The organism is Alteromonas sp. H02 (assembly GCF_059682525.1).
The window spans coordinates 1,889,790-1,914,306 of record NZ_CM185021.1; the positions used below are offsets into that span (position 1 = coordinate 1,889,790).

The following is a 24,517-nucleotide window of genomic DNA, read 5'->3' on the forward strand; positions in this document are numbered from 1 at the left end:
CCTTCACGCTAAATTGCACCCTAAGATGCTTTGCGGACACGCAGGTACCATTCGCACAGTAACCGTACTTGTTTTTGTGTATACCCTTTTTCCACCATCCGGTTCACAAAGTCGTCGTGTTTCTTACGATCTTCGGCAGACCCTTTGGTGTTAAACGAAATCACCGGCAGTAAATCTTCCGTATTGGAGAACATTTTCTTCTCTATCACGGTGCGCAGTTTTTCGTAGCTGGTCCAATTAGGGTTTTTACCCCCATTATTGGCCCGGGCACGGAGCACAAAATTCACGATCTCATTACGGAAATCTTTCGGGTTACTGATACCGGCCGGTTTTTCGGTTTTCTCCAGCTCGGCATTCAGCGACGCGCGGTCAAACAGCTGACCGGTTTCCGGATCGCGGTATTCCTGATCCTGGATCCAGAAGTCTGCATAGGTTACATAGCGGTCAAACAGGTTCTGGCCATACTCTGAGTAAGACTCCAGATATGCGGTTTGAATTTCCTTGCCAATAAACTCCACGTAATGCGGGATCAGGAAGCCTTTTAAAAATTCCTTATAGCGATCGGCTGTATCCTGAGGGAACTGCTCGCGCTCAATTTGTCGCTCCAGCACATAGAATAAATGTACCGGGTTAGCCGCGACCTCGGCGTGATCGAAGTTGAACACGCGGGATAAAATTTTGAAGGCGAAACGGGTAGATAAGCCTTCCATGCCCTCATCGACCCCGGCGTAATCGCGGTATTCCTGATAGGACTTAGCTTTCGGGTCAGTGTCTTTCAGGCTTTCACCGTCGTAGACCCGCATTTTCGAATAGATGCTGGAATTCTCAGGCTCTTTAAGTCGTGACAGTACAATAAACTGAGCCAGACTTTTTAACGTGTCTGGTGCGCAGGGCGCGCCGTGTAGTTCACTGTTTTGCAATAGTTTGTCGTAGATCCGCATTTCTTCAGAAACGCGCAGGCAATAAGGCACTTTTACAATGTAAACCCGGTCCAGGAACGCTTCATTGTTTTTGTTGTTGCGGAACGACTGCCATTCAGATTCGTTAGAGTGGGCCAGAATCAGCCCGTCAAAGGGCAGGGCGGAAAACCCTTCAGTAGGGTTATAATTGCCTTCCTGGGTTGCAGTTAGCAGCGGATGCAGCACCTTAATTGGTGCTTTAAACATTTCCACAAACTCCATCAGGCCCTGATTGGCCTTACACAGAGAACCTGAGTAGCTGTAGGCATCGGGATCGTTCTGAGCAAATTGCTCCAGACGACGGATATCCACTTTACCGACCAGCGACGAAATATCCTGGTTGTTTTCATCGCCAGGTTCGGTTTTAGCAATGCCCACCTGATCGAGAATGGATGGATATACCTTCACGACTTTAAATTTAGTGATGTCACCGTTGTATTCATGCAGGCGCTTTCTGGCCCAGGGTGACATGATAGTTTTTAAATACCGCTTTGGAATGCCGTATTCTTGTTCAAGAATGTTGCCGTCTTCATTTAAGTCGAACAGACAGAACGGATGGTCGTTTACCGGTGAGTCTTTGATCATGTAAACCGGCACTTTCTGCATCAGCTCTTTAAGCCGTTCAGCGAGTGATGATTTACCGCCACCTACCGGGCCCAACAAGTACAGAATTTGCTTCTTCTCTTCCAGCCCCTGAGCAGCGTGACGCAGGTAGGAGACTATCTGTTCAATCGCTTCTTCCATGCCAAAAAATTCATGGAATGCCGGATAGCGGGCGATAACGCGGTTTGAGAAAATGCGGCTGAGTGCTGGATCGGTGGATGTGTCTATCATTTCAGGCTCACCAATGGCCTGTAGCAATCTTTCCGCGGAATTTGCATAGGCCATCGGGTCGTTTTTACAGATGTCTAAGAATTCCTGAATGGTAAACTCTTCTTGCTTATGTTTTTCATAGCGCTCTTGGTAATGCTCGAAAATACCCATAAATACCCCTGTATAAAAAACGGTCTCCCGTACTTCCAGCATAGTCCTATAATTTCAGAAAACAATGGGCAAAAGGTGTAATTCGTCGTTTATTTTTGCAACAAAAATGTTAATAAAATCATGAGGCCCAAGTGAACTAAGGGCTGGAAAAGAGCAGTAATAAGCAGAAAAAAGTGAAAATTATCAGTGGGGGAGAGAAGGATCGTACCCGCAGGGTGCGGGTACGAAAAAGGGCTTACGCGCCGAAGTTAGCGGCTGCGAATTCCCAGTTAACCAGTGCCCAGAAGCCACCTAAGTACTTAGGACGCAGGTTACGGTAGTCGATGTAGTAAGCGTGTTCCCACAGGTCCACGGTCAGCACTGGGGTCAGGCTGTCGTCAGTCAGTGGGGTTGCTGCATTGCTGGTGTTAACGATATCCAGGCTACCGTCAGCAGTTTTAACCAGCCAGGTCCAGCTTGAACCAAAGTTGTTAACGGCTTTATCGTTGAATGCAGCCTGGAAGTCTTCAAAAGAACCCCATTTTGCAATAATCGCATCTGCCAGTGCGCCAGTTGGCTCACCGCCGCCGTTCGGGCTTAGGCAGTTCCAGTAGAACGTGTGGTTCCATACCTGAGCAGCGTTGTTGAATACACCGCCTTCAGAAGTCTTAACGATTTCTTCCAGGCTCTTTGATTCCAGATCAGTACCTTCTACCAGACCATTCAGTTTGGTTACGTAAGTAGCGTGGTGTTTACCATAGTGGTAATCGAGCGTCTCAGCAGAAATGTGTGGCTCCAGAGCATCTTTTTCATAAGGTAACGCTGGTAGTTCAAAAGCCATATGAGTCTCCATTTTCTTGGTTAGTTGTACGTAGTCTGTTATCAGAATAAGTCTTTTATCTAACGGTCATTTATCCCGACACCCTATGATATAGGGACGGATTTATTTAACCCAATGACAATTAGATGAAATTTTTCTTTTTTGAGTTAGTTGGCGGCGGTGGGAACCTATTACATCGCAGTCACAAAACCGGTAACCAATCCAAATGCTGTTGTGTGTCGTAACAAGCTGACTGACTATTTGTATTACAGATTAGCCCAAGCGCTTGTGAAACTCCAACATCAGCTTGCTATATCATAGGCGTAAAAGCACTTATCGGATCACTTACGCCATGGCAAACTGTTAAATCAGAATTTATGCGCGGCACATATTAATGGTACAATCAACGCTACCCGCCCTTGAAAAGTGGCGTTCATGCATACATATCCCTGCAAAGGTAAAAAGTTAAGAGGCATTCATGGAAAACAACGGTGAACAAACCACATTAGAGCGTATTCAGCAGCAAATCTCGGAAAACCCGATCCTGCTGTATATGAAAGGCTCTCCTAAATTACCCAGCTGCGGCTTCTCAGCTCAGGTATCTCAGGCGCTGATGTCCTGTGGCGAGCAATTTGCTTATGTTGATATTTTGCAAAATCCTGACATTCGTGCGGAATTACCAGCGTATGCAAACTGGCCTACGTTTCCTCAGTTATGGGTCGACGGCGAATTAGTTGGCGGGTGTGACATTATTCTGGAAATGTTCCAGCAAGGTGAGCTTCAGCCACTGATTAAAGAAACTGCTGAAAAAACCAAAGCGGAATAGTTAGCCAATATTATCGAAAAAGCCGGCTTAACACAGCCGGTTTTTTTATGGTGTGCCGGGCATGGCGCGTGGTGTTTCGACACCGTTTAACTCACTGTGGTGGTGAGTTGATGACTTGGAGGTGAAAGTCCTCTGCACACCCGGCAAGGGGAAGTGCTAGCCGAACGGCAAGGGTGTTCATCGTGAGGTGAAATCTGAAGGAAGCCGAAGGCAAAATGCTGGCCTGACGAACAGGAAGCGGTTTAGGCGTTGTTGTAGGGTGAGGTGGCCATTATCGCTAAAGCCCGGTACTTGCACGGAATGCAGCAACGTAGAGCCGACAGGCATAAGCAGGAAGGTCGCGCGAATTACCCCGGGAGGTCTGATATTTTGCTAAAGAGCTACCCGCATCGTGAGGTGTAGGGATGGGATATCAGAAGTCAGCAGACGCCGTAGTAGTGCTAGTAAACCAATAGCACGAAGGGCTGAACCTGTCACGAGCGGCAAGTCACGCGTGCTCTCGCGTTATCGGAACACAAGGCAATGAAGAATCATTGCTCCGGGACAAATATACAAGAAGGGTCGGAAACCTGGGCGGTGTTTGCGGAGTTCTAAACGGTAAAGCGGCGACACGATGCACGAAACAGACTCAGGTATTGGCTATGGTCAATACAGACAGGAACCGCCGTGGTACGGAACCGTATGCCCGGTGGTGTGAGGACGGCGGGAGTAATCCCGCCTCCTACTCGATCCCGCTAAAGAAATAATGTAGCTGAAAGATACCCCGAACCGGCGCCTTTTTTAGCCGACCAAATACCTATAGGCAAGTCACGAAACCCGATCCTCCATGTCCGGAAAATATATTTTCAATTTGGCACTTTTTATTTGTTTATTAGCTGTTTAGCGTCTATAAAACGTTTGCTGTCAGGGCTTGCCCAGGCAGTGTAGAAGGTAAAAATAAACAGATATAAAAGCCGGTATTTTGTTTGCACATAACAGATGGCAGTACCGGCCACAAAAACAATCCGGGAAACCATTATGAAAACAAGTTTGACGAGAATTTCAGTGCAACTTCGTCTGGTGCTGGCAGCTTCTGTAGCAGCCACCAGTGTGGTTGCTGCCCCCGCTCTGGCTCAGGAGGATGCCGACGCCAAATCGGTTGAGAAAATCGCCGTTGTCGGTACCCGTGCAGCACCGCGTTCGATAGGTGACTCTGCCGTACCCATCGATATTATTTCCGAGGAAGAATTTGTTAATCAGGGTTCTACCGACATGGTATCCATGATGCAAACGGTGGTGCCGTCGTTTAACGTTAATGATCAGCCAATCAACGATGCTTCCACCCTGGTGCGTCCGGCTAACCTGCGTGGTATGGCGTCGGATCATACCCTGGTGCTGGTTAACGGTAAGCGTCGTCACCGTTCTGCGGTAATTACCTTTTTAGGCGGCGGCTTATCTGACGGTGCGCAGGGGCCTGATATTTCAACCATCCCCGCGGCTGCCTTAAAGCAGGTTGAAGTATTACGCGACGGTGCAGCAGCTCAGTACGGTTCAGATGCTATTGCCGGTGTGGTTAACTTCGTGCTCAAAGACAGTGCTGAAGGTGGCATATTTGAAGCCCGCTACGGTTCATACTATGAAGGCGATGGTGACATGATGCAGTTAAGCGGTAATATCGGTTTACCTTTGGGTGACGATGGTTTCGCTAACTTCACCGGTGAGTACCGTACCGCTAATCCAACCTCGCGCAGTGTTCAGCGTGACGATGCTGCCGCACTAATTGCTGCTGGCAATACCGCTGTTGCCGATCCAGCCCAAATCTGGGGTAGCCCGGAAATCAAAGATGATCTTAAGTTATTTGCCAATCTCGGAATGGATTTAAGCGATGATTCCCGTTTGTACCTGTTTGGTAACTACGCAGAGCGTGAAGTCGAAGGCGGATTCTATTATCGTAACCCACATACCCGTGGCGGTGTTGCCGATGGCGGCACGGATGAAGACGGCACGCCATTGTTGTTGGTGGGCGATTTGGATGGCGTTGGTACCGGCGTTGAGTGTCCGTTAGTGCGCATTACCGATGGTAATGTGCTGGATGACGCAGATTACGGCCTGATAGCGGATAACTCTACCGCTGTAGGTGCTAACTGTTTTGCCTTTAACGAAATGTTCCCGGGCGGTTTTACACCGCGTTTTGGCGGCACTGTGGAAGACATGTCACTGGTGTTTGGTACGAGCGGCGAACTGGGCAATGAAATTGGTTATGACGTGAGCCTGAACTTCGGTCAGAATTCCGTTGACTTTGCTATCAGCAATACCATCAACCCTTCCCTCGGGCCGGATACACCCACCTCATTCAAACCGGGTATGTACACCCAAACCGAAAAATCACTGGACATCGACTTAACCAAGCCTATTGATATGGGGCTGTCTGAGCCGGTTTATCTGGCCGGTGGTTTCCAGTACCGTCATGAGACTTACGAGAGTGAAGCGGGCGATCCGGCATCTTTTGCTATTGGTCCGTTGGCGTCACAAGGCTTTGGTATTGGCTCAAATGGTTTCCCTGGCTTGTCTACGCGTAGTGCCGGTGAAGCCTCGCGCCACAATATTGCGCTGTATCTGGATGCAGAAGCGTATCTGACTGACGATCTGTTGTTAACGGCGGCCGTTCGTTATGAAGACTTTTCAGACTTTGGTGACACCACCAAGGGGAAAATATCACTGCGCTATCAGGCAACTGATGCCATTGCATTCCGAGGTGCTTTCAGCACGGGTTTTAAAGCGCCAACCATTGGCCAGAGTAACGTGCGTAACGTAACTACCGCATTTGGTACTGATGGTCGCCTTATCGACCGTGCAACCCTGCCACCTACCGATCCGATTTCTGTTCAGAAGGGCGGTACACAGTTAACGCCGGAAGAGTCTGAAAGCATGAGCGTTGGTATGGTCGCTGAGTTTGACAACGGCTTGTTCCTGACAGTGGATTACTACAACATTGAGGTGACCGATCGGATCAGCACCACTTCGGGTATCAGCTTAACGGAAGAAGACATTGAAGCCTTGCTTGCTCAGGGCGTAGAGGATGCCTCGAGCTTCTCTGAAGTCAGTTTCTTTACCAATGATTTTGATACCACCACTGAAGGTGTGGATATCGTCGCTAACTATTCTTTCGACATGTACGGCGGTGAAACCAAGCTTGCGCTGGCTTATAACTGGACATCGACTACCGTCGATGATGCGTCAGATAACATCTCAGCCGAACGGATCCATATGCTGGAAGACAACCTGCCGGCCATTCGTTATAGCCTGACAGCAAATCATACTAATGGTGACTGGCGTATCTTAGGTCGCATGAACTATGCTGGCAGCATTTATGAAGATCACCTGGATTCCGGGCTGCCTATCGATAATGTCAGCGCTGAGTTTACCTTTGATATGGAAGTGGGCTATCACTTTACTGATGACCTGCAACTGGTGGTCGGTGCCAAGAATCTGTTTGATGAGCGTCCTGATCGCAACGTGATGTGGGATAACGAAATTGCCGGTTCTAAATATCCGACAACATCGCCAATCGGTATCAACGGTGGCTTTTATTATGTAAGAGGTATCTATACTTTTTAAGGTAGAATAATGCCACTGGCCGGCCGGGGTAGCCCGGCCGGTTGTTTGTTTAATGTAATAGTAGCCATGTTGCCAGATACCGAACAATGAGCGGACACTCTAAAATTGCCGCAACTTATTTGAAATACCGCCTGCGTCTGATGCGAGCGGTGGCAAATATTGTGGACGATAACGACGTTGAAGATATAGTGCAGGATGCCTTTGTTAAAAGTTATGAAGCTGAATTAAATCAGGAAATTCAGTACGAGCGGACTTACATGTTAAGAACGGTGCGTAATCTCGCCCTTAATCATGTGTCCCGGGCGGCGCATAAGCTGAATGACCAGGTTGAGAATATGGATCTGTTGTCACACAGCAATATGGATGCGTCACTGGAAAAACAGTTTGAAAGTAAACAGCGTTTTATTCATTTTTGCCAGGCAACGGAAAGTTTGCCGGCACAAGTTAAGCGCGTTTTTTTGCTGAAGAAAGTGTACGATATGAGTCAGCGCGATATCGCCGAGCTGCTGCAACTCAGTGAAAGTACAGTGGAAAAACATGTGGCTAAAGGGCTTATGCAATGCGCTCAGTTCCTGGCTCGCCAACAGCAGCCTCAGCGCGCTGACGACAGTCAGTCAAATCTGGGGTAGGTCAATAGTAGTTATGAGTAATGTAAGTCAATTTAACAGTAAAGAAACCATACAGGCTACCGCATGTGACTGGATAGCCGCTATTGATCGTGGGCTCACGGTGCAGGAAACCGAAGTACTGAAAGACTGGATCGCCAGCAATCCTTCTCATCAGAAAGTACTGGCAGAGATGGCAGCATTGTGGGATGAGATAAGTGTGATGAACACGGTACGGGAACTGGCACCGGTGCAAAAACCCACGAAATCATCACCATCCAGGCGCTGGCTTATCAGTGCTGCGGCTGTGTTTATGCTCAGCGGATTAATTAGCTGGCAGTGGCTGAGCAGCCCCGGTGAACCTGCGCAGCAGGTAATGCTAACGGAGCATAGCCAGACACTGGTAGGCGAACAGAAAACCGTTACTCTGGCTGATGGTTCAAGAGTCTATTTAAACACCGATACCGAAATTCATGTGGCCTTTTACGCCGACTCCCGTCAGGTAGCACTAATTAAAGGCGAGGCACATTTTGAGGTTGCCAAAGACCCGGTAAAACCTTTTACGGTATCAGCCGGTAACAATGCAGTAACGGCGGTAGGCACCGCGTTTAATATGCAGTTTACCCGAGCCAAGGCATTTGAACTGACTGTGACTGAAGGTAAAGTCAGGGTTTCCAGGCAGTCAAATGAGGCGGCTTCAGAGCAACAACCGCAACCGGTGTTCGCTCGGGAAGGCGTAATGGTGTTCGCCGGCGAAAAAGTGCTGGTCAGTGATAAAGTTTCGCCAAGAGAGTCGCTGACGCAATCAGAAATTGCCCAGAGTCTTGCCTGGCAAGATGGCCAGATTGTCTTTACCGGCGAGCAACTACCCCAGGCGTTACAGGAAATCAGCCGCTATACACAGGTTAAGTTTGTGATTGATGATGAAGCACTTAAGGCTACCCGGGTAGCGGGCTATTTCCGGGTAGGGGATATAAAAGGCTTGCTGGCCGCACTGGAAAATAGTTTTGCTATCAGCTCCTATGAAGGGTCTGATAAGACTATTCATCTGCATACCAAATCGGGGGCGTGATAAAAAAGTGCACGACCTGCCGCTTTGTGTAACTATTAGCGGAATTTTACCTAACTTTAACAAGTAACATTGCGCAAACGTTGTTCTCATTGTTGGCTTTTTACTTTTTTGCTGGTGGCTGCCTGGCCGGTACCACCCGTTTTGGGCGCTATTAAAGAATACTCAACAGCGCCACAGTATGACTTTTCAGTGAGGCCACAAACCGCCGATAAATCCCTTATCGAACTGGCCGGTCAGGCCAGAACGACGTTGTTGTTTCCCTTTGAGCTGGCCCAGCAGGTTGTGTTGCCGGGGATCCAGGGGCAATATACTCTGGAGGAAGCGCTTAACCTTTTATTAGAAAACTCTCCTCTCACCATTCATAGGGATAATAAAGGTTATCTGACCATTGTTCCCAGACAGACTGAGCCTCCAGTTAACGCGCTCCGCGAAGAAAGCTCCAAAATAACCATTGATGAAGGGCCCGTATACGAGCGTATTTCAGTGCTGGGTAACCGGGCATCAGCACGTGGAGCATACGATTCGGCGGTGCCACTGGATATTATTGCTACCGATAATCCTTTTTTTGCCGGCAGTCAGACCATGCTCGATGCGTTAACTCAGGTGCTCCCATCATTTAATGTCAGTGCGCAAACCACCAACGATGCGGCTATGTTGGTGCGACCGGCAAATCTTCGCGGGCTGGCATCTGATCACACGCTAACGCTGGTAAACGGTAAACGCCGCCACCGTTCGGCCGTGATCACATTTTTGGGCGGCGGTTTGTCTGATGGTGCCCAGGGGCCGGACATTTCGGTATTGCCGGTGAGTGCTATAGAACAGGCCGAAGTACTTCGCGATGGTGCAGCGGCCCAATATGGTTCTGATGCTATTGCCGGAGTGATGAACTTTAAACTGAAAAGTACGCCGGGGCAGGGCAGTATTTCATTCACTGGCGGTCAGTATTCAGCCGGTGATGGAGAGCAGGTCAGCGTGCAGGTAAGTCAGGGGCTGGCTATTGGCCAGAAGGGGGCTCTGCAGCTGAGTGCCGAGTATCAACAGCAAAATCCTACCGACCGCAGTGTTCAGCGCGAGGATGCCCAGGCACTGCTTGATGCCGGCAATAAAGTTATCGCGATACCCGCGCAAAAGTGGGGCAGTGCAGCCATGGATCGAGATGTTAAGCTAGCGGCAAATCTAGTTGTGCCTGTTTCCCGCCAGCATGAAGTATACGCTTTTGCGCTGGGCACCAGTCGGGATATGGAAGGGGAGTTTTATTTCCGCAATCCGCAGCGTCGGCAGGGCGTATTCGTCGCTGGTGCGAGCCAGCCTGGTGAACTGCTAATTGCCGACCTGGACGGCTTAGGTGAAGGCATTGAATGCCCAACCATTCTGTTAACGGGTGATAATGTACTGGCTAGTGCTACATACCAACAAATTGCCGATGAACAAAGTGCGGTGGGGCGTAACTGTTTTGCGTTTAACGAATGGTTTCCAGGCGGGTTTACGCCGCGCTTTGGTGGCCGGGTGAAAGATGGCACATTTTACGCCGGCAGTCGCGGTGAGTTTGGTGATGCCTGGCTGTACGATGTAAGTGTAGGAGCAGGCTATTCTGGTATTCGTTATTACATTAATAACACGGTTAACCCCTCGCTTGGGCCTGATTCGCCCACCACATTTCGGCCCGGAGGGGCTGCGCAAATTGAGCGTAATGCCAGTATCGGGCTCCTCAAAAGTCTGCCTACCGGCTTCTATGAGCCATTTACCCTGGCGTTGGGACTGGAATGGCGTAGCGAGCGTTACCGGCAAATTGCTGGCGAACAGGCTTCCTACGAGGTAGGACGTTTTGCGCAAAATCGCCAGGGGGTGAGCGCCGGGTTTTCGGTGGGCGCTAACGGCTTTCCGGGCTATCGACCAGAAACATCCGGTGAGTGGCAGCGAGAAACACGGGCTGTTTATGTAGATTTAACCATGCCTTTAAGTGATACCTGGTTCACTACGGCGGCGTTCAGAGCGGAAGACTTTTCTGATTTTGGTACTCACGTAGATGGTAAGCTAAGCCTTCGCTGGCAGGCCACTGAAACCCTTGCGTATCGTTCTTCGGTAAGTACCGGGTTTAAGGCACCTACTGTCGGGCAGAGCAATATCATTAATATCAGTACTAAATTTGGTCTTAATGGACTGGAAGATCAGATCACTTTACCACCTACCAACAGTGTGGCGGTAAAGCTGGGAGCCCGCGAATTAACGCCGGAAGAATCGGTTAATTTTAGTGTGGGCCTGATGGCCAGTCTGTCGCCTGCTGCGCAACTTACACTGGATTTCTATCAGATCTATTTAGCGGATCGTATCAGCACAACGTCGGCCATAGAACTGGATGAACAAACCGTCGGGCTATTACTTGAACAGGGGTTTGAAGAGGCTGAAACGTATCGCAGCGCGAAGTTTTTCACCAATGATTTTGATACCCGCACCCGGGGGCTGGACTTGGTGTTTAACTGGCAGTTCGACTGGCAGGGCTGGCAGCATCAGTTATTAGCCACGTTAAACTGGACTGATACCCAGGTGATCCGTGTGACCGCTCAGGATTACGAGCAGCGGGACGGCGCCGTAAATCTCACAACCCAGCGGATCAGAATGCTCGAGGACAACCTGCCAGCTTACCGGGCTAACATCAGCCTGACGCAATCATTCGGTGCGCACCAGTTAGCCTGGCAAGTTCATTATTTTGGTGCCTTTTATGAAGATCATCTCGACGCTTCGGCCGGCTACGATATCGAAGCGCCAGGGCGTTTCACTATGGATGCGCGATGGTCCTATAAACTTGCAGAAGACTGGAAGTTAACGATGGGGATCAATAATGTCTTTAATACCCAGCCTGAATTAAATCCACATCGCTTTGTTGCCGGAGCGAAATACCCGTCGACGAGTCCGGGGGGATTTGATGGGCGTTATGGGTTTATTGCGTTTATAGGGGGTTGGTAAAAATGTGGGACAAAAAAGGACGTTAGCCAACGTCCTTAAATAAACTTTCGTTAATGATTGTCGAGTCGATGACCTGTTGGGCCATTTGTATGCATTTGCCACATTGCGAGCCCAATTGCAGCTGTTCACGCAGATCACGTATATTGCCAACGCCACTGTCGGTTACCGCTTTGCGTATCGCGGTATCTGTTACACCGTAACACATGCAGACATACATAAAACATAAACTCCAATAACAATATGCAAATGATAATAATTGTTATTTGAGGTTATTGCAAATATTTTGTGCAGATTTATGATGGTTCGGTCACATATTGAGGAAATATACAGGCCATCTGGTCTGATGAGTTTAAAAAAGTCTGTAACGTCAATTGTATTTTCATTTATTGCACTCACTATATCAGGCAGCAGCAGATACTGATGTGATATAGATCACAACTACTGCCATTCACATAATGAAAATGGAGAATAGATATGAGCGTACTTGTTGGACGTCCAGCCCCGGATTTTACTGCAGCAGCCGTGTTAGGCAGTGGTGAAATTGTTGACAGCTTTACCCTGAGCGAAGCCATTAAAGGCAAAAAAGCAGTTGTCTTTTTCTATCCACTGGACTTTACCTTTGTATGTCCGTCAGAACTGATTGCTTTTGATAAGCGTTACGAAGAATTCACTAAGCGTGGCGTTGAGGTTATCGGTGTATCAATCGATTCTCAGTTCTCGCACAACGCATGGCGTAACACCCCTGTAAATGAAGGCGGTATCGGGCCGGTTAAATACACGCTGGTTGCTGACACCAAGCACGAAATTTGTCAGGCCTATGACGTTGAGCATCCGGAAGCAGGTGTTGCGTTCCGTGGTTCTTTCCTGATCGACAAAGAAGGTCAGGTACGCCATCAGGTAGTTAACGATCTGCCTTTAGGTCGTAATATCGATGAAATGTTACGTATGGTTGATGCGCTGGATTTCCACGAAGAGCACGGTGAAGTTTGCCCGGCTGGCTGGACTGAAGGTAAAGCGGGTATGGACGCAAGCCCTGCAGGTGTTGCTAAGTATCTGTCTGAGAAGTCAGAAGAACTTTAATCACGATTTAATTAACGAAAAGAGGCACTCCGGTGCCTCTTTTTTTTGCTTTGATTTTTTAGCTCAGACGATCCCTGACTTACGGCTATAGTGCTAATTACTAAACTTAGTTTTCGTCTGGTGCGGGTAATGGCCAGCCGCCCAGACTGGCATAGCGATTAAGGATATAGCAGAACAATTCGGCAGTTCTTTCGGCATCGTAAAGGGCGGAATGGGCTTCGTTCTGATCAAAGCTGATGCCGGCGGCCTGACAGGCCTTTACCAATACGGTTTGCCCTAAAGCAAGCCCGGCGAGTGTGGTGGTGTCAAATGAAACAAATGGGTGGAATGGCGTACGTTTAATATTGCAACGTGCAATCGCCGCATTCACAAAACCCTGATCGAACGTGGCATTATGCGCCACTATTACGCTGCGCTGGCAGTCCGCGGCTTTCTGCAGCTTGCGAATATGTTTGCATAAACCTTTCATCGCTTCATCTTCACTGATTGCGCCACGTAAAGCGCAGTCAGGATCGATGCCATTAAAATCGAGTGCAGCTTGTTCCAGGTTTGCCCCCTCAAACGGTGTAATGTGCGCATGAAAGGTTTCGGCTGGCGCTAACATGCCATTGCTGTCCATGCTCAGAGTCACGGCGGCAATTTCTAATAAGGCATCGGTGGTGGCGTTAAAGCCCGCAGTCTCGACATCAATGATAACCGGAAAGTAGCCTCTGAAGCGTTGTGACAAAGGGGGAATTGTTTGTGACATATCACTCTATATCTGGTGGTTGAATAGTAAACCTGACGGTAATGGCGGATGGACCCAGTGTTCGGATAATCAAACAAAGTTCTCATCAGGGGCGGAATTATGTCAATATTAGCGCTGACTATCTACCCGGTGCTAAACTTTTATTGTTCGTTGACGATAAGATAGAGACGAAGGTTAACAGGTTTATCGATTGCTGAGGCTATACATGTTGAAATCGGTTTCGCTTATTTCATTTTCCATTGGATTTTTGGGGATGGCTGCTACGCCTGTGCAGGCATCGCTGCGTCAGTACCATTCAACGGTAGAAAGCTCACAGTGGCAACTTAGTGAGCAAACCCGGCTAAGCTGCACTCTCAGTCATGCATTACCCGGATACGGTGAAGCCCAGTTTACCAGTGAAGCGTCCAAGCAGCTCAATATGGAGTTTGTGCTGGATATGAATCTGCTGCCTAAGAAATTTGGCACGGCCGCAGTTTATGCGGTGCCCCCGAAGTGGATGCCCGGCGTCAGGGCCCGGCAAATTGCCGATATGACCTTGCGCACCCAGTACGATGGTGACTTGCCCGAAGATACCGCCTGGACCATGCTTAGCGAGCTGGAAAAAGGGTTTTGGCCAACCATTTATTATCAGGACTGGTACAACCCGAATGATAAGGTTGCCGTAGGCCTTAACGCCAGTAACTTTGCGCCGGTGTATCAGGAGTTTGTCAGCTGTGTGGCCAATTTACTGCCATACAGTTTTGACGACATCAGCTACACAGTGCTGAGCTATGAGAAAAACTCTACCGAGTTGTCCAAATATTCCAAACGACGCCTGCAAATGATAGGCGACTATTTGCGTGAGGATAACGAACTGGAACTGGTGCTGCTTGATGGCTATACCGATAGCTACGGCGGCTCCTGGAATAACCAGCAGCTATCGGTAAAACGCGCTAACGAAGTAAAAAATTTCCTTACCGACTTAGGCGTAGGTGAGGATCGCATCGAAATAACCGGGCATGGTGAGAAACGGCATATTGCGCCCAATACCACCAGTCAGTCGCGGGCAACGAACCGCAGGGTAGTGGTCAGGATGGCAAAATCCTGAATCTGTTGAAGCATAAAAAAACCGCGATAACTTTCGCGGCTTTTTTACAGGGTCGTGGTTACTGGCTTTGTAAAAAGCGCTTTACCGGCGGAACCTGGTCGGTAAACAGCCCGTCAAACTGCCATTTTTTTATGATCAGCATCAGTAACTGATCTGCACTTATCCCTGGCGGTAAAGCATCTGTACGATAAGTATAGGGATGAATTAACAGGCCTTGTTGTTTTGCGGTTTCGATCCAGGGGGTTAACTCAGTCGTGGGTTTGCCACCCTCATACCGGGTGACATGACCAAGCCATGGTCCAATACCCTGAACATAACGGGATAACTCTTCGATACCTTCCTGTGTTTTTAATTTATCATAGTTTGTTGGGGTTTCGTTCCAGCTGTTCTCTGCCAACAGCTGTATTAGTTTTACCTCGGCCCCAAGTTCCTCTCTCAGACGTTTAATTTCAGCAAAATCAAAGCACTGAATGTAGATGTTGGCGCTGACATCATCGAGATGATGTTCACGTAATACCTCAAGCACCGCTTTACTGATATCTACGCCCTGTTCCCGATGCCAGGCAGGCGATTTGATTTCAGCGTACAAACCCACGGATCCACCGGTAGTAGCATTAAGAGAAAGGATTGTGCTGATATGTTCCTCAAACGTTGCAACAGAAAACGGACCGTTGCCCTGATAACGATTTGAGTAGACCTGTTTACCCTTTGCATCGGTGCGTTCGTGGACGTTTAGTGACCTGAGTTCAGACAGGGTAAAGTCCAGCGCATAATAACGCCCGTCCTCGCGGTGTCGGATGGGGAAAACCGTTTCTACATTGGTAACCCTTTCCAGATGAATATCATGTAACACCACCAGGTGGCCATCGCCTGTCATCACCAGATCCTGCTCAATGTAGTCTGGTTGCTGGGCGTAAGCCATGGCCGTGGACGCCAGCGTATGCTCAGGCAGGTAACCCGACGCGCCGCGGTGAGCAATGATATCGAACGCCATGGATTGAAATGACACCAGAGCGGTCAGTGACAGGATTCGCAGTGTTTTTACAGAGACGTTTAACACAAAAGGTTACTCAGGTTGAATTAATTCAATGGCATAACCGTCAGGATCGCGAACAAAGGCAATCACGGTTTTACCGCCTTTTACCGGCCCCGGTTTGCGATAAACATCCGCACCTTTTGCTTCCAGCTGTTCGCAAAAGGCATAGATATCCTCGACGGCAAAGGCAACGTGACCATAGGCATTGCCCAGGTCGTACTCGTTATCTCCCCAGTTGTAAGTTAATTCCAGGACTGCTTGCTCCGACTCATCGGCATAACCTACAAATGCCAGGGTATATTCGTATTCGGTATTCTCGCTTTTACGCAGTAACTTCATGCCCATGGTATCAACATAAAACGCCAGGGAAGTATCCAGGTCTTTAACCCGTAACATGGTGTGTAACATTCGCATAAAAAGCTCCTTAATCAGGCAATATAATTCAGCTGTTTTTCAACAGTATGACAGTGACAAAGTTTATTGTGGCACTGTAATTAATCTGCCTGGCAGATTAAAGTAAATTGTGACCAGCGGGCTAAATAGCTGGTTTGAAAGCCTGACTAAGTAAAAAGCGCGTTTCGACATTATTTTTAATTATCTGTCACACTTTTGGTGGAAGCGGTTTCTTTAATAAACACGGTTAAATAAGGAAGATACTCTGATGAAGAAATCGCTGAGAAGGTTATGTAACAACACCCGTACCCGCTCGTTTGGTGTAATTGTGGCTATTGTGGTGGCGATTTGGTCTGCCAATAGCAATGCTGCAGGCGGCGAATCGTTGCATAGTGGGTACAATGAACAACAGCATGGAGCAAAAGAATGACTGCACAAAGCGTGATTTCAAGTGACGATGTGATTGCCGCGCAGCGCGGCGATGAATCGGCATTTAACCGGCTGGTGGCGGCCAGCCGTAATACCATAGCCAGCATTGCACTGTCGATAACCCGCGATCTTGATGCCAGCGAGGAAATTACCCAGCAGGTATTTATCAGTTGCTGGCAAAAGCTGCACACGCTCAAAAATGCGGCCAGTTTTTTACCCTGGGTCCGTCAGTCGGCGCGCTACGCGGCCTATAATTACCTGCGCGATAATCGCCTGGCAGACCGTGTGGGTGGTGAGGAGGCGGATGCCTTGTTCGCCGCTTATTGTGATGACGAATTGCCGCCAGAGACCAGCCTGAACCGCGAACAAACCGGATTGATCCTTAAACAAGTGGTCGATGAGCTGCCTGAAGAAAGTCGCGAAATGGTGTTGCTGTATTACCGGGAAGACCAGTCTGCCAGTCAGGTGGCTGAGTTACTCTCGGTGTCACCGGAGCTGGTTCGCCAGCGGCTAAGCCGGGCACGCAAAGCCTTAAAAGCCAGTTTGCTGGACCGCTATGGTCAGCTTATTTTAACCACCGCGCCGACGTTAACTATTACTTCCATATTGCTGGCCGGAGCCAGTGTCAGCGCGCCTGCCCAGGCCACTGGTGGAACCGTGTTAGCGAAATCTGGCGGTGCTGGTGTGATGAAAATACTGCTAAGCGGTGCTTTCTTTGCCTCTTTACTGGGGGCCTTGAGTGTGTTTTGGAGTACCCGGTTACCACTGAAGAATATGACCATCGAGAGTCAGAAAGTGCGCCTTAAACAGTTGCGCAAAATCACCGTCATCTGGCTACTGATAAGCGGCGTGTTACTGGCCGGGGCTTATGAGTTAACCACCGGTTGGGTGATGCCGGTGCTGGCTTATACTCTATTTGCGGGTGGTTTAAGTGTGCAGACCAAGAAAATGCAACGGGTTATAATGTATGACCTGTTCGGCAGTAAACCGCTATCCGCTGAATCAGAGCGTCAGGCCTTTTGGCAGCGTTGCTGGGGCAATATCGGGCTCTATGGCGCGCTGATAGTTGGCTTCACCGGTATGATAGCCGGGCTGATAGGTAGCGGCCGTTTGTAGGCGGCCGCTCGTAACAGGCTCAGAGCCAGAAGAATGACCCCTTTTGAGTACAAACGAGGTGCCGGAACTAGTCGTCCACCTTGTCCTTAAATTCACACAAGTCTTCAATAATGCATGAGCCACAGCGAGGCTTGCGGGCGGTACAGGTGTAGCGTCCGTGCAGGATAAGCCAGTGATGTACGTCGACCTTGAACTCTTTGGGTACCACTTTAAGCAGCTTCTCTTCTACTTTTTCTACCGTTTTGCCCATGGCAAATTTGGTGCGATTCGATACGCGATAAATGTGGGTGTCCACTGCAATGGTCGGCCAGCCAAACGCGGTGTTGAGCACCACATTAGCCGTTTTTCTGCCAACGCCGGGCAAGGCTTCGAGTGCCTCACGACTTTCCGGTACTTCACCACCATGTTGTTCAATCAGGATCTGGCAAAGCTTATGGACGTTTTGTGCTTTTGAATTAAACAGACCAATGGTTTTGATGTAATCTTTTAATCCTTCTACTCCCAGTGCATAAATGGCCTCTGGGGTATTGGCAACCGGGAAAAGTTTGTCAGTTGCTTTATTTACACTGACATCCGTTGCCTGTGCCGATAGCGTTACGGCCACGAGCAACTCAAAAGGGCTGGAGAAATTAAGCTCGGTGGTCGGGTGCGGATTGGCATCACGAAGACGGGTTAAAATTTCCAGTCGTTTGGCTTTATTCATGACTTCTAACTCTCTGCAGTGACCCGGGCACGGACAACGGTTTTGGTTTCACTGGCAGCGGCTTGCTCTGCCATTTTCTTATCGATAATGTTTTTAACAGCAATAAGCAGGCCCATACCTAAAAACGCGCCCGGCGGTAAGATGGCCAGTAAAAAGGGGTGTTCAGTGGTAAAAACAGTGACTTTCCAGCTTTCCGCTCCTGCCCCAAAAAGACGCTCTGCACCGTTTAACAGGGTGCCGTTACCCAGTAGTTCCCGGAGTCCACCGAGGACCACCAGAATAAACGTGAAACCTAAGCCCATCATCAGGCCATCAAATGCCGAAACCGGTAAAGGATTCTTTGATGCAAAGGCTTCGGCGCGGCCGATAATGGCACAGTTAGTTACGATAAGGGGGATAAATATCCCCAATGCCAGGTAAAGCTCATAGGTGAAAGCATTCATCAACAACTGAATAATAGTAACGAAGGCGGCGATGATCATCACAAATACCGGAATGCGTATTGCCGGGGTTACCCAATCGCGAATGATCGACACAGTTGCATTGGAACCGATAAGTACCAGCGCCGTAGCCAGACCCAGGCCCAGACCGTTAATAACGCTTGATGTAACTGCCAGCAGCGGGCAAAGCCCGAGAAGCTGAACCAGTGCAGGGTTGTTTTTCCATAAACCATCAATGGTGAGCTGCTTAAACATATTAATGCTGTCCTCCGGTCTGCGCTGCAGCCTGACAATTACTTGGCGTATTAAACAGCTGGTGTTGGTTAGCCTCAACATAAGCCAATGTGCGCGCTACACTGCCTACTACAGCTCTGGGGGTTATTGTTGCGCCGGTAAACTGGTCAAACTGACCGCCGTCCTTCTTTACCTGCCAGCGCTTGGCCTGGTCTTCATTGTATGATTTACCATTAAATGACAGCATCCAGTCACTGACGCTCATTTCAATTTTATCACCAAGCCCCGGAGTTTCCTGATGTGACAATACTCTCACGCCCAGTACTTCACCGTTGATAGCAACGCCTGCTATCAGATCGATATTACCGCTGTAACCATCGGGAGCTGTAAATTCCATCGCCAGGGCGGCGTCGTCACCGTTTTGGCGTGCGCGGTATACCGATTTGGGCTCATCGCCCAGAGCGCTGGCGTCTATAGTAATACAGTCCAGGTAAAGCTGATTATCATACAGGGCCGGCGGAACAACCTCGTTGAGGGTTGCCAGCTTCTTTTTAGCCCGCTGCTTATCAATACGCTGTTTGGTTCCGTCGAAAGTAATGGCAATCAGGGCAGTAGTCATTAAGGCAAAACCGGTAAGAATAAGGCCGTTTTTGGTAATGCTGTTTAACGGCATCAGGGCTCTCCTTGCGTTTGCTTAACTGGTTGCTGCTGGCCATAAACTTTGGGTTGCGTGTAATAATCGATCAGCGGTACCGCCATATTCATGATCACTACGCTAAACGCGATGGCGTCGGGATAGCCACCAAAAGTCCGGATAATAACCGTCCAGAAGCCGATGGCGGCGCCAAAAATAAGCCGACCGCGGGGCGTGGTGGATGCTGAAACCGGGTCGGTGGCAATGAAGAAAGCGCCAAATAATACAGCCCCGTTAATGCAGTGAAATAGTGCCGAGCCATAAACATCACCATTAATCATAGATAAAAAAGTGGCAGTGACGGCAACGCCAGCGATAAGCGAAGCAGGGATATGCCAACTGATGATCCGCTGCTGAATTAACACCAGACCGCCCAGCATATAGGCCAGCGCCACGGCGCTCCAACCCAGACTGGCAGATGACCATAAGCTGTCGGTAAATTGCCGGTGATTAATGGCCTCAGAATAAGTGTAACCCTGGCTCACCTGGGTTTTGACATAGTCCAGTGGGGTTGCCATAGTGACGCCGTCTATACCGGCTCTGAGTTGGTTAATATCATAACCGCTTTGACTAAACCCGGTAAAAATCACGCTGACAACATCGCCGAAGCTGACGGCATGAGCGGCCAATTCGCCGGGTGGCAACCAACTGCTCATCGCGGCCGGGAAAGAGATCAGCAGCATCACATAGGCTGCCATGGCCGGATTAAACAGGTTGAACCCAAGACCGCCGTATAGTTGTTTGACGACTGCAATTGCAAAAAACGTCCCGATAACGGTCATCCACCATGGTAACAACGGCGGCAAACTAACCGCTAAGAGCAGGGCGGTTACCACGGCACTATAATCTTGTAGCGCCTGACCAATCTGACGTTTTCGTAAGGCCACAATCGCACTTTCTGAAACCAAAGCGGTTACCAGAGCAATAAGCATCTGTATCAGCACGCCCCAGCCAAAAAAGTAAAGCTGGGCTATCACACCGGGCACCATGGCGTAGATGACCAGTCGCATAACCTGATCGGTACGGCGTCGCACATGCTGGTGAGGGGAGCTCGATAGTACTAACTTCATGATTATTCGTTATCCTCTGAGCCGCTTTGCTGGGCTTCTCGCTGCGCTTTTTTAGCTTTGGCGCGGGCAACCGCAGCGGCGATTTTGGCCTTGCGCTGTGCTTCTGGTGAGTCTTCGTCCTGCGCGCGCTCTGCCGGTTCATGTTCGGTTGCCTGAGGTTCGCTCCCGGCTTGCTCAGCCGCTTGCTTTTTAGCTTTTGCCTTGGCGACAGCAGCGGCGATTTTGGCTTTGCGCTGGGCTTCCGGCGAGTCATCTTCCTCCGCGGACTCTGCTGGTGCATGTTCTGGATTCTGCGGCTCGCCCCCGGCTTGCTCCGCCGCCTGCTTCTTAGCCTTTGCTTTGGCCACCGCAGCAGCAATTTTAGCTTTACGCTGAGCTTCCCGGCTATCGCTGTCATCGTCTGTTTCGGCAGTACTTTCTGTTGGCGCACCGGACGCTGCTTGTTTCTTCGCTTTTGCTTTGGCCACCGCTGCGGCTACCTTGGCTTTTCGTGCGTCTTCAGCGCTTTCTGCGGGTGCTGAGTCAGTTGCGTTTGCAGTGCTGTCCTGTTCTGTCTGCTGAGCGGCTTTCTTCGCTTTAGCTCTGGCCACTGCAGCGGCGACTTTTGCCTTGCGTTCGTCCTCAGCACTGTTCGTTGAATCAACTGCTGGTGCTTCGGTTTGTTGGGCTTTTTTAGCCTTTGCCCGGGCAATCGCGGCGGCGACTTTGGCTTTGTTGTCGTCAGGTTGAGTTTCGGCACTTACCGGATTTTCAGTTGTCTGCGCTTGCTCGGCCTTTTTCGCTTTTGCTCTGGCCAGGGCTGCCTCTACTTTGTCTTTCGCTCCGCCGTCTTCTCCAGAGGCCGATTGCGTGGCTTGCTTACGCGCAGCGGCGGCTTTTTTATGCTTGGCTTCACGCTCCTGCTTTTCTTTTTCAAGGCGGGCCTTGCGGGCTTCAAAACGCTGTTTGGATTTTTCTGCTTTGTCTTTATCGTCGCGTTGTATTCTGATTTGTGCTTTCGCCTTACGGTAGTAATGCACCAGCGGAATTTCACTGGGACAAACATAAGCGCAGGCACCGCATTCTATGCAGTCAAACAGGTTGTATTCTTCAGCTTTATCAAGCTCCAGCGCCTTACTGTGCCAGTACATTTGTTGTGGCAGCAGACTTACCGGGCAGGCATCGGCACAGGCACTACAGCGAATACACGCCAGCTCCCGCTGACTGAGGTTTAATTCCTTCTTGGCGGGGATCAGCAGGCAGTTGGTGATTTTTACTACGGGGACCTCAACGGTGGGCAGTGTAAAGCCCATCATCGGGCCGCCCATGATCACCGTGGGCAATTTTTGCTTTTTTAGCTGATACTGAGCCTGGCTGAGCAGGTGCTCTATGGGAGTTCCAATCAGTGCCCACACATTCTGTGGTTTTTGCACAGCCTCACCGGTTACGGTAACCACCCGCTGTATTAATGGCTTACCGTGTAAAATGGCATCGGCGATGGCGTAGCAGGTGCCCACGTTAAACATCATCACACCAATGTCTGCCGGCAGACCGGTTCTGGGCACTTCGCGCCCGGTCAACACCTGAATAAGTTGTTTCTCGCCTCCGGCCGGATATTTTGTGGGGATTTGCACAACGCGAATAGCAGGCGTGTCGTCACACACCTGCTGCATGGTTTTGAAAGCTTCAGGCTTATTATCCTCAATGGCAATGATCACCACCTTCGGCTCAATCAGGTGACTCAGAATGTCGATTCCCTGGCGAATTTGCCAGGCAAACTCACGCATTAAACGGTCGTCGGCAGTGATATACGGCTCGCATTCCACCCCGTTGATGATCAGGAACTCAACTTTTTTGCGCGCGGTGGATTTAATATGGGTGGGAAAGCCCGCGCCGCCCATGCCGGCAATACCGGCCTCGCAAATAGCGCTGATCAGCGATGATTTAGTCTGATGCTGGTAATCAGCGATAGGTTTGAGTGCTGTCCAGGTGTCGTTGCCGTCAGCTTCGATAACCACACAAAGCTCTGGCAGACCACTGGGATGAGCCGTGGTGCGCTCTTCAATTGCGGTGACCAATCCAGATGTCGGCGCATGTACCGGCACTGAAAAAGGATGCGGGCTGCTGGTAAGCGTTTGCCCTTTTAATACTCTATCGCCAACTGACACCAGACAAGCGCCTGCGGTGCCGATGTGCTGTTTTATCGGGATAACCAGCTGTTTGGGGACTGGCAACGTGTTGATTGCCGTTTGATTGGACAGGTGCTTACGCCCGTCCGGGTGTACACCACCGGGGAAGGCCCAGAATTTTTGCTGCTCGATGCGCTCGACTATCTGCTCAAAATCATACGGCATATCAGGAAATCACTTTAACCGGAATGTCGCCACGGGGTGTTTGATTAAAATCCCACTGCCAGGAGGCAGTAGTGGGGTCCACCGTGACCATATCTATACAATCTACCGGGCAGGGCTCCACGCAGAGATCGCAGCCCGTGCAGGCATCGGTTATTACCGTGTGCATTTGTTTTGCTGCGCCAACGATGGCATCTACCGGGCAAGCCTGAATACACTTGGTACAGCCGATACATTCGTCTTCCCGGATGTAGGCTACTTTAGGCGCGGCGTCTTCACCGTGCGCGGCATCCAGCGGTTTGGCTTCTACGCCCATCAGCTCAGCCAACTCCTTAATGGTGGATTCGCCGCCTGGCGGGCACTTGTTGATATCATCACCATTGGCAATGGCCTCTGCATAGGGACGACAGCCAGGGTAACCACACTGACCACACTGGGTCTGCGGAAGAATAGCATCGACCTGATCAACCAGCGGGTCGCCTTCCACTTTAAAGCGAACTGCTGCATAACCAAGGGCCAGCCCGAATGCCAACGCCGGGAGTCCCAGCGCAATTAATGAAGATAATAACATTACAACTTAACCAGTCCGCTAAAGCCCATAAAAGCTAATGACATTAATCCGGCCGTGATCATAGCGATAGAGGCGCCTTTAAATGGCGTAGGCACGTCGGCTGCTGCCAGCCTTTCGCGCATAGCGGCGAACAATATCATGGCCAGTGAAAACCCCACTGCGGCGCCGAAACCATAAACAATACTCTCTACCAGATTATGCTGTTCGGTGAGATTGAGCAGAGCCACCCCAAGTACTGCACAATTGGTGGTAATCAGAGGCAGGAAAATACCCAGCAACCGGTACAGCGTCGGGCTGGTTTTGTGAACGACCATTTCAGTAAACTGGACCACTACAGCAATAACCAGAATAAAGCTTAGTGTGCGCAAGAAACTGATGCCCAAAGGCTGCAGCAGGTAGGTTTCAACCAGGTAGCTGCACACGGATGCCAGGGTTAGCACGAAAGTGGTGGCCATTGACATGCCTATGGCGGTTTCGAGCTTACTGGACACACCCATAAACGGGCAGAGTCCGAGAAACTTCACCAGAACAAAGTTATTTACCAGGACTGTACTGATCAGTAACAGTAGAAATTCGGTCATCAGGTTTTGCTTACACCGTTATTCAGAATTTTGCCATCAGGGCCTGTTTGACTAAGATGCCGGACAGGTCATAAATATTAGCTCCGTATTATCTAATATTTTGCCTGCAATTAACAATGTTGTTCGACTTAGTTTTTGCTAGCTAACCGATTGGCTAACCGATTGATTGACGATGTATTACACCGATTGCGCCTTTGTA

22 protein-coding genes are annotated in these 24,517 nt (G+C 49.7%); 9 read left to right on the forward strand and 13 right to left on the reverse strand.

What is annotated here, in order from left to right; translation table 11 throughout:
• Positions 1–20: 20 nt before the first annotated feature.
• Together AC566Q_RS08655 and sodB are read right to left on the reverse strand one after the other, a co-directional pair.
• Complete coding sequence (locus AC566Q_RS08655; protein ID WP_499615819.1) at positions 21–1,943, reverse strand: PrkA family serine protein kinase; 1,923 nt, start codon at positions 1,941–1,943, stop codon at positions 21–23.
• A gap of 235 nt (positions 1,944–2,178) precedes the next feature.
• Entirely contained in the window at positions 2,179–2,763 is a 585-nt protein-coding gene (sodB, locus tag AC566Q_RS08660; RefSeq protein WP_499615822.1) for a superoxide dismutase [Fe], read from the reverse strand.
• A gap of 457 nt (positions 2,764–3,220) precedes the next feature.
• Between sodB and AC566Q_RS08665 the strand changes: the two genes are divergently transcribed.
• The 5 genes from AC566Q_RS08665 to AC566Q_RS08685 all read left to right on the forward strand — a co-directional run bounded on the left by AC566Q_RS08665 (position 3,221) and on the right by AC566Q_RS08685 (position 11,806).
• The gene (locus AC566Q_RS08665; protein ID WP_499615825.1) at positions 3,221–3,568 is read left to right on the forward strand and encodes a Grx4 family monothiol glutaredoxin; all 348 of its coding nucleotides are present in this window, start codon (positions 3,221–3,223) and stop codon (positions 3,566–3,568) included.
• A 1,017-nt stretch (positions 3,569–4,585) separates the two neighbouring features.
• Positions 4,586–7,165, forward strand: coding sequence for a TonB-dependent receptor plug domain-containing protein (locus AC566Q_RS08670; protein ID WP_499615828.1), 2,580 nt, complete (start codon positions 4,586–4,588; stop codon positions 7,163–7,165).
• Between the two features lie 86 nt (positions 7,166–7,251).
• Positions 7,252–7,794: an RNA polymerase sigma factor gene (locus AC566Q_RS08675; protein WP_105936730.1), complete on the forward strand. Its 543-nt coding sequence runs from the start codon at positions 7,252–7,254 to the stop codon at positions 7,792–7,794.
• A gap of 13 nt (positions 7,795–7,807) precedes the next feature.
• Positions 7,808–8,842, forward strand: coding sequence for a FecR family protein (locus tag AC566Q_RS08680; protein WP_499615830.1), 1,035 nt, complete (start codon positions 7,808–7,810; stop codon positions 8,840–8,842).
• A 189-nt stretch (positions 8,843–9,031) separates the two neighbouring features.
• Entirely contained in the window at positions 9,032–11,806 is a 2,775-nt protein-coding gene (locus tag AC566Q_RS08685) for a TonB-dependent receptor plug domain-containing protein (RefSeq protein WP_499615834.1), read from the forward strand.
• A gap of 22 nt (positions 11,807–11,828) precedes the next feature.
• On the opposite strand, the gene AC566Q_RS08690 is transcribed toward AC566Q_RS08685, so the two are convergent.
• Positions 11,829–12,023 (reverse strand): (2Fe-2S)-binding protein, encoded by a 195-nt coding sequence (locus AC566Q_RS08690; protein WP_105936733.1) that lies wholly within the window; start codon positions 12,021–12,023, stop codon positions 11,829–11,831.
• A 257-nt stretch (positions 12,024–12,280) separates the two neighbouring features.
• Here AC566Q_RS08690 and AC566Q_RS08695 point away from each other — a divergent pair, with 257 nt between their 5' ends.
• The gene (locus AC566Q_RS08695; RefSeq protein WP_105936734.1) at positions 12,281–12,886 is read left to right on the forward strand and encodes a peroxiredoxin; all 606 of its coding nucleotides are present in this window, start codon (positions 12,281–12,283) and stop codon (positions 12,884–12,886) included.
• 106 nt (positions 12,887–12,992) lie between these two features.
• Here the strand turns inward: AC566Q_RS08695 and rnt are convergent, their stop codons facing one another.
• Positions 12,993–13,634, reverse strand: coding sequence for a ribonuclease T (gene rnt / locus AC566Q_RS08700; RefSeq protein ID WP_499615837.1), 642 nt, complete (start codon positions 13,632–13,634; stop codon positions 12,993–12,995).
• A 253-nt stretch (positions 13,635–13,887) separates the two neighbouring features.
• On the opposite strand from rnt, the gene AC566Q_RS08705 reads away from it, so the two are divergent.
• On the forward strand, positions 13,888–14,721 hold the full coding sequence (locus AC566Q_RS08705) for a flagellar protein MotY (protein ID WP_499617419.1): 834 nt from the start codon (positions 13,888–13,890) through the stop codon (positions 14,719–14,721).
• 58 nt (positions 14,722–14,779) lie between these two features.
• On the opposite strand, the gene glpQ is transcribed toward AC566Q_RS08705, so the two are convergent.
• Together glpQ and gloA are read right to left on the reverse strand one after the other, a co-directional pair.
• Entirely contained in the window at positions 14,780–15,781 is a 1,002-nt protein-coding gene (glpQ, locus tag AC566Q_RS08710; protein WP_499615840.1) for a glycerophosphodiester phosphodiesterase, read from the reverse strand.
• A gap of 6 nt (positions 15,782–15,787) precedes the next feature.
• Positions 15,788–16,171: a lactoylglutathione lyase gene (gloA, locus tag AC566Q_RS08715; protein WP_499615843.1), complete on the reverse strand. Its 384-nt coding sequence runs from the start codon at positions 16,169–16,171 to the stop codon at positions 15,788–15,790.
• A gap of 247 nt (positions 16,172–16,418) precedes the next feature.
• Here gloA and AC566Q_RS08720 point away from each other — a divergent pair, with 247 nt between their 5' ends.
• Together AC566Q_RS08720 and AC566Q_RS08725 are read left to right on the forward strand one after the other, a co-directional pair.
• The gene (locus AC566Q_RS08720) at positions 16,419–16,580 is read left to right on the forward strand and encodes a hypothetical protein (RefSeq protein ID WP_499615846.1); all 162 of its coding nucleotides are present in this window, start codon (positions 16,419–16,421) and stop codon (positions 16,578–16,580) included.
• Positions 16,577–17,695: an RNA polymerase sigma factor gene (locus AC566Q_RS08725; protein ID WP_499615849.1), complete on the forward strand. Its 1,119-nt coding sequence runs from the start codon at positions 16,577–16,579 to the stop codon at positions 17,693–17,695. Before AC566Q_RS08720 ends, AC566Q_RS08725 begins: the two co-directional genes overlap by 4 nt.
• 67 nt (positions 17,696–17,762) lie before the next feature.
• On the opposite strand, the gene nth is transcribed toward AC566Q_RS08725, so the two are convergent.
• Genes nth through rsxA form a run of 7 tightly spaced genes read right to left on the reverse strand, consistent with a single transcriptional unit; the run spans position 17,763 to position 24,318 of the window.
• Positions 17,763–18,398, reverse strand: coding sequence for an endonuclease III (gene nth, locus AC566Q_RS08730; RefSeq protein ID WP_499615852.1), 636 nt, complete (start codon positions 18,396–18,398; stop codon positions 17,763–17,765).
• A 5-nt stretch (positions 18,399–18,403) separates the two neighbouring features.
• A complete protein-coding gene (locus AC566Q_RS08735; RefSeq protein ID WP_499617422.1) occupies positions 18,404–19,099 on the reverse strand; it encodes an electron transport complex subunit E in 696 nt (231 codons plus the stop codon).
• The gene (gene rsxG, locus AC566Q_RS08740; protein WP_499615855.1) at positions 19,095–19,745 is read right to left on the reverse strand and encodes an electron transport complex subunit RsxG; all 651 of its coding nucleotides are present in this window, start codon (positions 19,743–19,745) and stop codon (positions 19,095–19,097) included. Before rsxG ends, AC566Q_RS08735 begins: the two co-directional genes overlap by 5 nt.
• Positions 19,745–20,836 carry an electron transport complex subunit RsxD gene (rsxD, locus tag AC566Q_RS08745; RefSeq protein WP_499615858.1) on the reverse strand — a complete coding sequence of 364 codons (1,092 nt, stop codon included), beginning with the start codon at positions 20,834–20,836 and terminating at the stop codon, positions 19,745–19,747. Before rsxD ends, rsxG begins: the two co-directional genes overlap by 1 nt.
• Before the next feature lie 2 nt (positions 20,837–20,838).
• Positions 20,839–23,169 (reverse strand): electron transport complex subunit RsxC, encoded by a 2,331-nt coding sequence (gene rsxC / locus AC566Q_RS08750; protein ID WP_499615862.1) that lies wholly within the window; start codon positions 23,167–23,169, stop codon positions 20,839–20,841.
• A gap of 1 nt (position 23,170) precedes the next feature.
• The gene (gene rsxB / locus AC566Q_RS08755) at positions 23,171–23,737 is read right to left on the reverse strand and encodes an electron transport complex subunit RsxB (RefSeq protein WP_499615865.1); all 567 of its coding nucleotides are present in this window, start codon (positions 23,735–23,737) and stop codon (positions 23,171–23,173) included.
• Entirely contained in the window at positions 23,737–24,318 is a 582-nt protein-coding gene (gene rsxA, locus AC566Q_RS08760; RefSeq protein ID WP_105936744.1) for an electron transport complex subunit RsxA, read from the reverse strand. Before rsxA ends, rsxB begins: the two co-directional genes overlap by 1 nt.
• Positions 24,319–24,517 lie beyond the last annotated feature (199 nt).